Annotated in this window: 12 protein-coding genes; 3 read left to right on the forward strand and 9 right to left on the reverse strand. The window is 70.4% G+C overall.

Annotated elements, in window-relative coordinates; genetic code table 11:
* Window positions 1-6: 6 nt before the first annotated feature.
* The 7 genes from clpB to NE234_RS20300 form a co-directional block, all read right to left on the reverse strand.
* A complete protein-coding gene (gene clpB / locus NE234_RS20270) occupies window positions 7-2,592 on the reverse strand; it encodes an ATP-dependent chaperone ClpB (protein ID WP_252782034.1) in 2,586 nt (861 codons plus the stop codon).
* Window positions 2,583-2,897, reverse strand: coding sequence for a chaperone modulator CbpM (locus NE234_RS20275; RefSeq protein ID WP_252782035.1), 315 nt, complete (start codon window positions 2,895-2,897; stop codon window positions 2,583-2,585). Before NE234_RS20275 ends, clpB begins: the two co-directional genes overlap by 10 nt.
* Window positions 2,894-3,856, reverse strand: a complete 963-nt coding sequence (locus NE234_RS20280) for a DnaJ C-terminal domain-containing protein (RefSeq protein ID WP_252782036.1) — start codon at window positions 3,854-3,856, stop codon at window positions 2,894-2,896. Before NE234_RS20280 ends, NE234_RS20275 begins: the two co-directional genes overlap by 4 nt.
* A complete protein-coding gene (locus NE234_RS20285) occupies window positions 3,840-4,337 on the reverse strand; it encodes a nucleotide exchange factor GrpE (RefSeq protein ID WP_252782037.1) in 498 nt (165 codons plus the stop codon). The genes NE234_RS20280 and NE234_RS20285 overlap by 17 nt, the downstream gene beginning before the upstream one ends.
* On the reverse strand, window positions 4,330-6,255 hold the full coding sequence (dnaK, locus tag NE234_RS20290) for a molecular chaperone DnaK (RefSeq protein ID WP_252782038.1): 1,926 nt from the start codon (window positions 6,253-6,255) through the stop codon (window positions 4,330-4,332). Before dnaK ends, NE234_RS20285 begins: the two co-directional genes overlap by 8 nt.
* A gap of 297 nt (window positions 6,256-6,552) precedes the next feature.
* Entirely contained in the window at window positions 6,553-7,002 is a 450-nt protein-coding gene (locus tag NE234_RS20295; RefSeq protein ID WP_252782039.1) for a DUF1931 family protein, read from the reverse strand.
* A 305-nt stretch (window positions 7,003-7,307) separates the two neighbouring features.
* On the reverse strand, window positions 7,308-7,892 hold the full coding sequence (locus NE234_RS20300; protein ID WP_252782040.1) for a DsbA family protein: 585 nt from the start codon (window positions 7,890-7,892) through the stop codon (window positions 7,308-7,310).
* Between the two features lie 185 nt (window positions 7,893-8,077).
* Here NE234_RS20300 and NE234_RS20305 point away from each other — a divergent pair, with 185 nt between their 5' ends.
* Window positions 8,078-8,443: a hypothetical protein gene (locus NE234_RS20305; RefSeq protein WP_252782041.1), complete on the forward strand. Its 366-nt coding sequence runs from the start codon at window positions 8,078-8,080 to the stop codon at window positions 8,441-8,443.
* A 190-nt stretch (window positions 8,444-8,633) separates the two neighbouring features.
* Here the strand turns inward: NE234_RS20305 and NE234_RS20310 are convergent, their stop codons facing one another.
* A complete protein-coding gene (locus tag NE234_RS20310; RefSeq protein ID WP_252782042.1) occupies window positions 8,634-8,777 on the reverse strand; it encodes a hypothetical protein in 144 nt (47 codons plus the stop codon).
* Window positions 8,778-8,842: 65 nt separating this feature from the next.
* A complete protein-coding gene (locus NE234_RS20315) occupies window positions 8,843-10,210 on the reverse strand; it encodes an NAD-dependent succinate-semialdehyde dehydrogenase (RefSeq protein WP_252782043.1) in 1,368 nt (455 codons plus the stop codon).
* 423 nt (window positions 10,211-10,633) lie between these two features.
* Between NE234_RS20315 and NE234_RS20320 the strand changes: the two genes are divergently transcribed.
* Window positions 10,634-11,149 (forward strand): Hsp20/alpha crystallin family protein, encoded by a 516-nt coding sequence (locus tag NE234_RS20320; RefSeq protein WP_252782044.1) that lies wholly within the window; start codon window positions 10,634-10,636, stop codon window positions 11,147-11,149.
* A gap of 83 nt (window positions 11,150-11,232) precedes the next feature.
* Window positions 11,233-12,009, forward strand: a complete 777-nt coding sequence (locus tag NE234_RS20325; RefSeq protein ID WP_252782045.1) for a DUF2267 domain-containing protein — start codon at window positions 11,233-11,235, stop codon at window positions 12,007-12,009.
* Window positions 12,010-12,028: the final 19 nt, after the last annotated feature.

Below are 12,028 nucleotides of genomic sequence, written 5' to 3' on the forward strand. Positions count from 1 at the left end.
GCCCCCTCATGGGTTCTGGTGGGAGACCTTGAGTTCGCCGTCCTCCAGGACCACGCGGATGACCGCGCCGTCCAGGATCTCCCCGGACAGCAGCGCGCGGCCGATCCGGGTCTCGACCTCGCGGGCGATGAACCGGCGCAGCGGCCGGGCGCCGTACACCGGGTCGAAGCCCTGGCGGGCGATGTAGGCGCACGCCTCCGGCGTGACCTCCAGCGTCATCCGGCGATCCGCGAGGCGGCCCCGCAGGTCGTTGAACATCAGGTCGACGATCTGCTCGATCTCGCGCTGCGTCAGCGGCTTGAACAGCACGACGTCGTCGACACGGTTGAGGAACTCGGGCCGGAAGTGGGTGCGCAGCGCGTCCATGACGGCATCGCGCGCGTCGGGTTTGATCTCGCCGTCGGAGGTGACGCCGACCAGCAGGTAGTCCGAGCCGATGTTGGACGTCATGATCAGCACGGTGTTGCGGAAGTCGACGGTACGGCCCTGGGCGTCGGTGAGCCGGCCGTCGTCAAGGACTTGCAGCAGCGTGTTGAACACGTCGGTGTGGGCCTTTTCGATCTCGTCGAGCAGCACGACGGAGTACGGCTTGCGCCGGACGGCCTCGGTGAGCTGGCCGCCCTCTTCGTAGCCGACGTAGCCGGGCGGGGCGCCGACCAGGCGGCTGACGGTGTGCCGCTCCTGGTATTCGCTCATGTCCAGCCGGATGATGTTCTCCTCGGTGTCGAACAGCGCCGCGGCCAGCGCCTTGGCCAGCTCCGTCTTGCCGACGCCGGTCGGGCCGAGGAAGATGAACGAGCCGATCGGGCGGCGCGGGTCCTTGATCCCGGCCCGGGCCCGGATGATGGCGTCGGTGACGAGCCGCACGGCCTCGTCCTGGCCGACGACGCGTTCATGCAGCACCTCGTCGAGCCGGAGCAGCTTCTCGCGTTCGCCCTCCTTGAGGCGGCTCATCGGGATGCCGGTCCAGCGGGACACGATGTCGGCGATCTCGTCCTCGGTCACGACCTCGCGCAGCAGCCGCCGCCCGCCCTGCTTGTCGGACAGCCGCTCCTCCTCGGCCTGCAGCCTGCGTTGCAGTTCCGGCAGGAGGCCGTGGCGCAGTTCGGCGGCGCGGTTGAGGTCGTAGTCGCGTTCTGCCTGGTCGGCCTCCCGGCGGACGCGTTCGATCTCCTGGCGCAGGTCCTGCACCTTACGGAGCGCCTGCCGTTCGGCCTCCCACTGGGCGCGCATGGCGTCGGCCTCGGCCTTGAGGTCGGCCAGCTCCTTGCGCAGATCCTCCAGGCGCGCCTGGCTGGCCGGGTCCTCCTCCTTGGACAGCGCCGCCTCCTCGATCTCCAGGCGCGTCACCCGTCGGGTGAGCTCGTCGAGTTCGGCGGGCATCGAGTCGATCTCGGTGCGCAGTTTCGCCGCCGCCTCGTCGACTAGGTCGATGGCCTTGTCCGGTAGGTATCGGTCGGAGATGTAGCGGTGGCTGAGCGTTACCGCGGCGACGATCGCGGAGTCCTGGATCTTCACGCCGTGGAAGACCTCCAGGCGCTCACGCAGGCCACGGAGGATCGAGATGGCGTCCTCGACGGAGGGCTCGTCGACCATGACGGGCTGGAACCGGCGTTCGAGGGCGGCGTCCTTCTCGATGTGCTTGCGGTACTCCTGCAGCGTGGTGGCGCCGATCATGTGGAGTTCACCGCGGGCGAGCATGGGCTTGAGCATGTTGCCGGCGTCCATCGCGCCCTCGGCCGCGCCCGCACCGACGACCGTGTGCAGCTCGTCGACGAACAGCAGGATCCGCCCTTCGGCGGCCTTGACCTCGTTGAGCACCGCCTTGAGGCGTTCCTCGAATTCGCCGCGGTACTTCGCGCCCGCGACCAGCGAGCCCATGTCGAGAGCCCAGACGGTCTTGTCCCGCAGCCCTTCCGGCACGTCGCCCTGGTCGATGCGCTGGGCGAGCCCTTCGACGATCGCGGTCTTGCCGACGCCCGGGTCGCCGACGAGCACCGGGTTGTTCTTCGTCTTGCGGGACAGGATCTGGACGACGCGGCGAATCTCGGTGTCCCGGCCGATGACCGGATCGAGTTTCCCGGTCCGTGCCTCGGTGACCAGGTCCCGGCCGTACTTCTCCAGCGCCTCGTAGGCGGCCTCCGGCATCGACGAGGTCACCCGCTGGTTGCCGCGGACCTTCGTCAGCTCCTCGAGGAACCGGTTCCGCGTGACCCCCTGGATCAGCCCGTCCTCGATGAGGGCCAGCACGAGGTGCTCGACCGAGACGTACTCGTCCTTCAGCCGTTTCGCCTCGCGCTCGGCCGTGTCGAACAGCCGGGACAGCCGCTGGGTCACGTACACCTGACCGGGCGCCGCGCCCGGGCCGGTGACCCGCGGACGCCGCTCGAGCCGGGACTCGGTCTCCTTGCGCAGCAGGTCGGTGTTGACGCCGGCCCCCGCCAGCAGCCGGGGGGCCAAGCCCTCCGGCTGGTCGAGCAGGGCGAGCAGGAGGTGCTCGGCGTCGACCTCGGTGTGCCCGAAGCGCAGGGCCTTGGTCTGCGCGTCGTGCAGGGCCTCCTGGGACTTCTCGGTCAGTCGGTTCAGGTCCATGATCGACCTCCGGAGCGTTGGTGAGCGCGATGTCTCTGGGCCGCCTCCAGGGCGGCGATGCGGTCGAGCAGGTCGCACACCAGGCCGACCGCCGCGTAGTTGAGCGAGAACCCGGCGCGGAGCCGCTGCACGCGCGCGAGGACCGCGAGCTGCTCGCGGGAGAACCAGAGCCCGCCGGAGACGTCACGGTCGGCGTCGATGATGCCCAGTGCGACGAACCGGCGGATCAGCTCCGGGTGGACGTGGGCGTCGCGTGCGAAGGTCTCCAGGTCGACCCGTACCGGCCGCATGAGCGCGTACCTCACGGTCGCCTCCTCGGATCGAACGACGATGTGGCGGCCAGCTCCTCGAAGAGCCGTCTCTCCTCGGGGCCGGGCTCGGGCGGCACCTTGATCTGGACCTCGGCGTACAGGTCCCCGGGGGTACCGCGGGGGTTGGGCAGGCCGCGGCCGCGCAGCCGCAGCCGCCTGCCGCAGGACGAACCGGGCGGAACCTTCACCTTCGCCTCGCCGGCCGGCGTCTCGACCGGGGCCCTGGTGCCGAGCGCCGCCTCCCAGGGGGCGAGCGGCAGCCGTACCGTGACGTCACGGCCGTCGACGCGGTACCTCGGGTCCGGCCTGATGCGTACGATCAGGTACAGGTCGCCCGACTGCCCGCCGTCGCCGCCGTGGCCGCCCTGCCCGGCGAGCCGGATCCGCTGGCCGTCGGTGACCCCGGCGGGGATGTCGACGTCGATCGTCCGGCCATCGAGGCCGATCGTGCGATGCCCGCCGCGGTACGCCTCGTCGAGACCGATCTCCAGTTCGGCCTCCTGGTCGGCGCCGGGCACCGGTCCCCACCCGAAACCGCCGGGACGGCGACCCCGCCCGGCGCGGCCGGTGCGTCCTCCGAAGATGCCGCCGAGCAGATCCTCGAGGTCGACCTCCTCGCCACCCGTACCGAACCCGCCGAAGCCGCCGGCCCCGGCGCCCGCACGCGTCCGCCTCCCGGCGCCGGCGCGGGCCCGCGCCCAGGTCTCCGGGTCGACGTCCGGCGGCACGCGCCGGAAGTCCTCGCCGAAGGCGTCGTAGCGCTTGCGTTGTTCGGGGTCGGACAGCACGGCGTACGCCTCGGCCGCCTCCTTGAAGCGGTCCTCCGCGTCGGGGGCCTTGTTGACGTCCGGGTGGTATTTACGCGCGAGCTTGCGGTACGCGCGCTGGATCTCGTCCTGCCCGGCCGTTCTGGGCACGCCGAGGATCTCGTAGAAGTCACGGGCCGGAGCCATCGGCCTGCCGCCCCTTCGAGACCACCACCTGCGCCGGACGCAGCTGGTTCTCGCCGTGGCCGTATCCGGGCCTGGTGACCTGCACGATCGTCCCCTCGGGGGCATCGGCGTCGGGAACGGCGGCGACCGCCTCGTGCCGGGTCGGGTCGAACAGGCGCCCCGTGTCGTCCTGGCGTGGATAGCCGAGCCGGGCGAGCACCGTGAGCGCCTGGTCGCGGACGGCGCGTACACCATCGAGGAGGACGTCGGGCTCGGCGCCGGCGTGCTCGATGGCCCGTTCGAGGTTGTCCACGACGGGCAGCCACTCGGCGGCGGTCCTGGCCCGCTCATCGGACCGCGAACGCTCGGCGTCGCGGGTGGCACGCTTACGGTAGTTCTCCAGGTCGGCGAGCGCGCGCTTCCACCTGTCCTCCAGCTCGGCGAGCTTCGTCGCCAGGCCGCCGTCCTCTTCTGCCGGTTCTTCCGGCCGCATGTCACTCATCGGTCGTGAACTCCGCGTCGATCACGTCCTCGTCGCCTCCGGCGGCTCCGCCACCGGTGCCCGGACCGCCGGGACCGCCGGGACCGCCGGGGCCTCCCGGTCCTGTCGCACCCGGTCCGGTGCCGGCCGTCACGGTGCCGAGCCCGTAGTAGACCTGCTGGAGCTCGGCGGTCAGGTTCCGGAGCCGCTCGACCGGCGCCTCTTCCTTCATCGCCTGGCGGGCGTCGCCGACGAGCATCTCGGCGCGCGCCTTCTCGTGCGTCGGCACGCCCTCCCCGAGCTCCTGGACCCGCTTTTCGACCTGGTAGGCGATGGAGTCGAGCTGGTTGCGGGCGTCGATCATCTCGCGCAGCCGCTCGTCCTCGGAGCGGTGCTGCTCGGCGTCCTGGATCATCCGCTCGATCTCGGACTGGTCGAGGTTGGTGGTCTCGCTGATGGTGACCGTCTGCTCGACGCCGGTGTCCTTGTCCCGCGCGGAGACGTTGAGGATTCCGTTGGCGTCGATGTCGAAGGTCACCTCGATCTGCGGTACGCCGCGTGGGGCGGGCCGGATGTTCTCCAGCCGGAACCGCGCGAGGACCCGGTTGTCGGCGGCGCGTTCGCGTTCGCCCTGCAGGACGACGACGTCCACCGCGGTCTGGTTGTCCTCGGCGGTGCTGAAGGTCTCCGTGCGGCGGGCCGGGATGGTGGTGTTCCGCTCGATGATCTTGGTCATGACGCCGCCGAGCGTCTCCAGGCCGAGCGACAGCGGGGTGACGTCCAGCAGGACGACGTTCTCGACCTCGCCCTTGATGACGCCGGCCTGGGCGGCCGCGCCGAGGGCGACGACCTCGTCCGGGTTGACCGTCATGTTGGGGTCCTTGCCGCCGGTCATCCTGCGGACGAGCTCCTGCACGGCCGGGATGCGGGTGGACCCGCCGACGAGGATGACCTCGTCGATGTCGTTCGCGGTGGTCTTCGCGTCGGCCATCGCCGTCTGCACCGGGCCCTTGGTACGTTCGATGAGGTCGCCGGTGATCTGCTCGAAGGTCGAGCGCATCAGGGTGGTGTTCAGGTGCTTGGGGCCGGTCGCGTCCGCGGTGACGAACGGCAGGTTGATCGTCGTCTGGGTCACCGAGGACAGCTCGACCTTGGCCTTCTCCGCGGCCTCGAACAGGCGCTGCAGCGCCTGGGGGTCGCGGCGCAGGTCGATGCCGGTGTCCCGCTGGAACTCATCGGCGATGTGATCGACGATGCGGCGGTCGAAGTCGTCGCCGCCGAGGTGCCCGTCACCGGCGGTCGAGAGGACCTCCACTACGCCTTCGCCGATGCTGAGCAGGCTCACGTCGAACGTGCCGCCACCGAGGTCGAAGATGAGCACCGTCTCGTTCGCGCCCTTGTCCAGGCCGTAGGCCAGCGCCGCGGCGGTCGGCTCGTTGATGATCCGCAGGACCTCCAGGCCGGCGATCTTCCCGGCGTCCCGCGTGGCCTGGCGCTGGGCGTCGTTGAAGTAGGCGGGGACCGTGATGACGGCCTCGGTCACCCGCTCACCGAGGAACTTGCCGGCGTCGTCGGCGAGTTTGCGCAGCACGAGCGCGGAGATCTCCTCCGGAGCGTACTGCTTGCCGCGGACGTCGAAGCGCACCGCGCCGTCCGGACCGGACACCACGTCGAACGAGACCGCGTTGATCTCGCTGGCCACCTCGTCGTACCGGCGGCCGATGAAGCGTTTGGCCGAGTAGATGGTGCCCTTGGGGTTGAGGATCGCCTGCCGTCGGGCGAGCTGCCCGACCAGGCGCTCACCCTGCTCGGTGAAGGCCACCACGGACGGCGTCGTGCGCGATCCCTCGCTGTTGGGGATCACCGTGGGATGACCGTCCTCGGTGGTAGCGATCACGGAGTTCGTGGTTCCGAGATCGATTCCGACTGCCTTGGCCATGCTCTCCTCCTAGCCGAACCGACGGAGCCCCGGCCTTCGACGGAGAACAGCATGATCGGCTGGACGCTCGGAGCTCCTGCATCAAGATGGCGTTACACCATCCAACGCTCGCCCTTCGCATGGCCGCTCGCATCCTCAGCCTTGGTAGACATGGCGTCCGCGTCCCGGCGGTGGCGCGCGGTCCTCCGGGCGGTGCCGAGGGTCGGGATCGACGCCGGACGAACTCCGCCCCGGCGGCCCCTCGAGTGACGTCCTCGATCGTGTGGTGCAGCCGCCGTCGGGTGGTCTCGTGGTGGCCTACAGCAGGAGGTCGAACACGCGGGCGACGCGTTCCCAGTGCTCGGTGTGCGGATTCTTCAGCTTCGGATCGATCAGTTTGAACGCGCGGGCGAGCGCGACGGTCAGTCCTCCGGCGATCTGTGGCAGGCCGGCCTCGGTCTCATCCGCGACCATCAGATCGAGCGGCGGGTGCTTGGCGAGCCGCTCGAGGAGCGACTCGAGCTCGACCTCCTCGTCGAGCTTGCGGAACTCGTGGATGCACTCCTGCAAGCCCTTGGTCACGGGTAGATCGTGCGGCTCGATGATGTCGCGGGCGTTGGCCTTGGCGTGTGCCTGGCCGATGAGGATCAGGTCGTAGATCTTGCCGTCGACGAAGTCGTCGTAGCGCTTGAGGTCGTCCTTGTCGACGTCCAGGCTCGCGGCGGCACGGAACAGGCGCTGAAACTGCGGGATGCCGGTCGGGGGCATGGGTACCACCTCCTGCCCCCAGCATCGTCCGGTGGTCCGCCTCCGGCATCCCACGACCGGACGGGTCTGAGCCGCCCCGGCGGCACGGTCCGGGCGCAGCGGTCCTCGGCGCGCTTCCGCCGCCCGACGGGCGGGGTCGGCGCGCAGTACCTCGGCGCCGGACCGTCATTGTGCGGGCCACCGTGAGCGTCACCTGAACGCTCCGCCGGTGGGGGCCTTCCGGCCGGCCCGCACCGGCCGGAAGGGGGACGTGTGAGCCGTCCCGCGTTGCGACGGACCGGGCCGATGCGGCGTACGGCCGCCGGTCACGCCTCCTCGAGGACCGCCGCCACGGCCGCGGCCACGGCCCGGGGGTCGGCGGGCACGGGCACCCCGTCGACCAGGACGGTCGGCGTCGCACCGACGCCGCGCCGGCCGGCGGCGAAGGTCACGTAGGCCGCCCAGCCCAGGTAGGCGCCGCCGAACACGCAGCGGGCGAAGCCGGGATCGGTCAGCCCCACGGACCGGCCTCTCTCGATGAGCTCCTCGTCGGTCAGGCCGGGCCCGCCCTCGGGCGGCTGCACCGCGAACAGCGCCCGGGCGTACTCCCGGAACCGTCCGCCGTCGGCCGCACAGCCCGACGACGACGCGGCGCGCGACGAGTAGTGATTGGTCGACAGGCGGTCCAGGAACGACATCGGGTGGTAGTCGATGTTGATCAGCTGGTCGGCTACGAGCCGGTCCAGGGTCGGCCCGGCGACCTCTTCGAACCGCTTGCAGTACGGGCACTGGAAGTCGATGTAGGCGTCGACGGTGACGGGACCGGCGCCGACGACGACGCCGTCTCCGCCGGCCGCCGCACCGGCCGGAACGCGGTCCGGTGCGGGGGCCGTGGGCATCCATGTGGTCACGAGGCCTCCTAAGTCCGATTCGGGCGGGCCGACCGGTGTTCTGGCATCGCACCTGGTCAAAGGCCCATAATGGCCTGACCCTGCCCTGACGGCGTGACCTAAACACCGGCGGCGCCTCTGCCGGGCCGTGCCGGCACCCATGAGGCATCAAGCCTGCAGAGCCGGTCGGAGAACAGGGGGTTGTCATGACGATGTTGGCCGACGTCGCCGTCGAGCGCTACAGGTTCGTCTGCGGGCGCTGCGGCCGCACCTGGACCGCCGACTACGACGTGCAGTACGTGACCGACGACGTCGGCGCCACGTTCGCGTTCTATCGGCTCGACGGCGTGCCGGTGCCGCCGCCGACCGGAGGGGAGGTGACCTGCCCGAACTGCGGCGCCATGGGCGTCGCCGTGATTCCCGAGGGGCGGCGCGACAGTCCGCCCGCGCGCCTGGACAGCGACGAGCCTCGCGAGCGCGTCACCACCACCGCCGAGCAACGCCGGGCGTCCGTTCCGCACCTGCCGGGGCTCGTGGGCGAGAGGGAGGGGCGGGCCGGCGGTCGGTCGTAGCGGGCCGTCGGGCCGGTCGCCAGGGCGATCGGCGCCCGGCAGGGTGCCGCATGCCCGGTGGGGTACCGAGTGTCCGGTGGAGGGTCCGCGGGGACCCGTCCGTACCCGTGCCGGTCAGCCGGCCTCGCCGGTCAGCCGATCTCGCCGGTCAGCCGATCTCGCCGTGGACGCCCGGGTCGTCGAGGTCGAGTCAGCGGTCCACGGCCCGCAGGACCTCCGCGCTGGTCCTGCCCTTGTGGTAGAGCCGCCGCAGCTTCTCGCGCTGGGCCCGTACCAGCTCGTGGCGCAGGCCGAGGGTGCCCAGCCTGGCGGACAGCGCGCGGGACAACAGCACCACGACACCGTCGGGCCTACCCGGTGCGCGGCCCGGATCGGTCTGCGGTCGGCCGTCCGCGTCGTTCACGGGGGCGCGTCGATCGGGACGACGTCGATGAGCTTCTTGTTGACGAACTCCTGTATGCCGAGCGCGGACAGCTCCCGGCCGTAGCCGGAGTCCTTGGCGCCGCCGAACGGCAGCTCGGGCGAGGTCCAGGTCGGATGGTTGACGAACACCATCCCGCTGTCGATGTGCCGGGCGATCTCCCGGCCGTGTTCCTCGTCGCCGGTGAACACCGAAGCCCCGAGCCCATAGCGGGTGTCGTTGGCGACGGCGATCGCCTCGGCCTCGTCCCCGACCCGGAAGAACATTGCGACCGGGCCGAACAGCTCCTCACCGTAGATCGGGTTGTCCTTCGCCACCCCGGTGAGGATCGTCGGCTGCACGAACGCTCCGGTCGTGGGCACGGGATCGCCGACCTCGGTCGCCCGCGCGCCGTGCTCGACCGCCTCGGAGACCTGCACCCGGAGTTTCTCGGCGGCGGTTCGAGACGACAGCGGCGGCAGCGTGGTCCGCTCGTCCATCGGGTCGCCCGGGGTCAGCGTGCCGAGCGCCGCCGTGAACTCCTCGAGGAACTTGTCGGCGATCTGCTCGTGGACGAGCAGTCGCTTGCTTGCCACGCAGCTCTGGCCGCAGTTGTGCATCCGTCCCCACACGGCCCAGTGCACCGTCGCGCCCAGGTCGGCGTCGGGCAGGACGATCAGCGGGTCGCTGCCGCCCAGTTCCAGGGTGGTCTTCTTCACCACCTTGCCGGCGCGCGTCGCGACGGCGGCGCCCGCCTCCGTGCTGCCGGTCAGCGCCACGCCCCTGACGCGTGGGTCGTCGATCACCGTCGCGGCCTGCTCCTTGGTGATGAACAGGTTGGTGTAGACGCCCTCGGGCGCGCCCGCCTCGCGGTACAGCCGTTCGAAGGCCAGCGCGGACTGGGGCACGCTCGACGAGTGCTTGACCATGACGACGTTGCCCGCCATCACGTTCGGGGCCGCGAAGCGGACCAGCTGGTAGTACGGGAAGTTCCACGGCTGCACCCCGAACAGCACCCCCATCGGGCTGTTGACGACGACGGCGTCTCCCGTACGCGCGTCGAGGTGGACCGGTCTCAGGAAGTCCTCCGCGTTGTCGGCGTAGTAGTCGAAGATGTCGGCCGTCAGGAGGACCTCCTCGATGCTCTCGCCGATCACCTTGCCCATCTCCAGGGTCATGAGGCGGGCGAACTCCTCCCGCCGTTCGCGCAGGATGCCTGCGGCGCGCCGGGTGACGGCCGCGCGCTCGTCGAAGCCGCGTTCGCGCCAGGTCTCGTACCTCGACCGGGCACGCGCCAGAGCGCTCTCCAGCTCCGCTGCGTCGAGTTCGTCGAAGGTGGCGAGCACCTCATCGTTGTAAGGATTCACCGATTGGTAGGGCATCTCTCTCAACCCTTTCGCCGACGGCTCACCGTGCTGCGGACGGATTGAGCCACGACGTGTGCGAGCCCGATCAGGGCGTAGGGATATGGCGCGCCTTTCTCGGCGGCGCCGGAAGCCTGGTCGTCGTCGACGCGGGCGTGGGGCCGCCGTCTGGCGGCGACCCTGAATCAGCTGTTCCAACGTGGCATCCCCGGCGCGGTCGCATGTCAAACCGCCGGGCCATCGTGCCGGGAGGTGCGCGGCGCGCGGCTCCGAGAGCGAAAGCTCCGGGACCCCGGGTCAAGAGACGGCCACGATTCTCCAGACCGCGCTCAACTCTGATACCCGTCCCTTTCACCCGAGACCTCCGGAAAGGTCCGGTGGAAGAAGACACACGTACGGAAGATCGGGGAAGCCATGACATCGCCGATGAGGCGCACCAGGGGCGGCCGGCTGCACGAAGTGGAACCGACCGCCGTGGTGCTGCGGCGGGATCCGTTCGCCGATGTACAGGAACTGCTCAGCCGCATGACAGGTCTGATCCAGCCGGCCGTCGAGACGGAGGCCGACCGGCCCTGGACTCCGATCGCGGAGATCGACGAGAACGACCAGAGCTACATCGTCCGTCTTGAGCTGCCCGGGATCTCGCCTGAGGAAGTCGACGTCTCCATCCGGGACCGCGAGCTCTGTGTGAGCGGCGAGGTTCGTGAGGAGGAGCGTGAGGAGCGCTCGCACGCGCTGCGCGTGCGGTTCGGACGCTTCCATTACCACACCTCGTTGCCCTCCGACGTCGACGCGGACAACGTGAGGGCGTCCATGAACGATGGGGTTCTGGCGCTGGTCATCCCTAAGGCACAGCGGGCGCAGAGCCATCACATCAAGATCACGCAAACCGAGTCGACGGACGAGCAGTCGCAGGTTAAGGGCGCTCAGCGTGGGACGTAACGGGGCGCCATGACGCCGGTGACGCGGCGCGCCGGCGGCGGGCCGGTCTCGACGTCCGGCTGATCAAGTGGCGGAGCAACCTTATGGAATTTCGCGAGTTCATCCACACGGTGCAGAGCGGCGCCGGTCTCGACGCTGACGCGGCTGAACGTGCGGCACGGGCGACGCTCACGACGTTGGCCGAGCGGCTTTCCCCAGGGGAGGCGCGGGATCTTCTGGAAGAACTTCCGGCCGAGATGAAACCGTGGGTCTACACCGAGTCCGCCGCCGAACGCTTCGACATGGATGAGTTCCTGCGCCGCGTGGCCGAACGGGCCCGCGTGGATGTCGAGACCGCCGAGCGGCATGCACGCGCCGTCTTCTTCGCACTGGGGCGGGCCGTACGCGCCGACGAGATCGACGACATCGCGGCGGAGTTGCCCCAGGACTTCGAACCCCTCATCGCCGAGGCCCGGCATCGGTTCTTCACGGTGATGCCGGGCGAGGAGTTCCTGTCCCGGGTGGCGGAGCGAACCGATCTCGACATCGATGGAGCGCGACGCGCCACCGAGGCCGTCTTGACGGCGCTCGCCCAGCGCATCGCGGGCGGCGAGGTCGACGACCTCATTCCGCGGCTCCCACTGTCGCTGCACGATCCACTCCGGCGCGGCAGGGCGGTGACCGGCGGCACGGCGCGGCGGATGAGCCTGGACAGGTTCCTCCAGATCATCGCCGAGCGGGAGGGAACCGACCGGTTCACGGCGAGCGAGCACGCCCGGGCGGTCTTCGCCACCTTGCGCGAGGCGGTCGGCGACGAGGAGTACTTCGACGTGACCGTCCAGTTGCCGACGGAGTACTCGGTGCTGCTGCCCGTGCCGTGAGGTCCGGGTGCGTCCGCGC

The sequence above is a fragment of the Actinoallomurus rhizosphaericola genome, from assembly GCF_024055675.1.
Classification (GTDB): domain Bacteria; phylum Actinomycetota; class Actinomycetes; order Streptosporangiales; family Streptosporangiaceae; genus Actinoallomurus; species Actinoallomurus soli.

Excerpts from the sequence above, each read along its gene's own strand:
- clpB (WP_252782034.1), bottom strand. The coding sequence starts at position 2,592 with ATGGACCTGAACCGACTGACCGAGAAGTCCCAGGAGGCCCTGCACGAC.
- NE234_RS20280 (WP_252782036.1), bottom strand. The coding sequence starts at position 3,856 with ATGGCTCCGGCCCGTGACTTCTACGAGATCCTCGGCGTGCCCAGAACG.
- NE234_RS20285 (WP_252782037.1), bottom strand. The coding sequence starts at position 4,337 with ATGAGTGACATGCGGCCGGAAGAACCGGCAGAAGAGGACGGCGGCCTG.
- dnaK (WP_252782038.1), bottom strand. The coding sequence starts at position 6,255 with ATGGCCAAGGCAGTCGGAATCGATCTCGGAACCACGAACTCCGTGATC.
- NE234_RS20295 (WP_252782039.1), bottom strand. The coding sequence starts at position 7,002 with ATGCCCCCGACCGGCATCCCGCAGTTTCAGCGCCTGTTCCGTGCCGCC.
- NE234_RS20305 (WP_252782041.1), top strand. The coding sequence starts at position 8,078 with ATGACGATGTTGGCCGACGTCGCCGTCGAGCGCTACAGGTTCGTCTGC.
- NE234_RS20320 (WP_252782044.1), top strand. The coding sequence starts at position 10,634 with ATGAGGCGCACCAGGGGCGGCCGGCTGCACGAAGTGGAACCGACCGCC.
- NE234_RS20325 (WP_252782045.1), top strand. The coding sequence starts at position 11,233 with ATGGAATTTCGCGAGTTCATCCACACGGTGCAGAGCGGCGCCGGTCTC.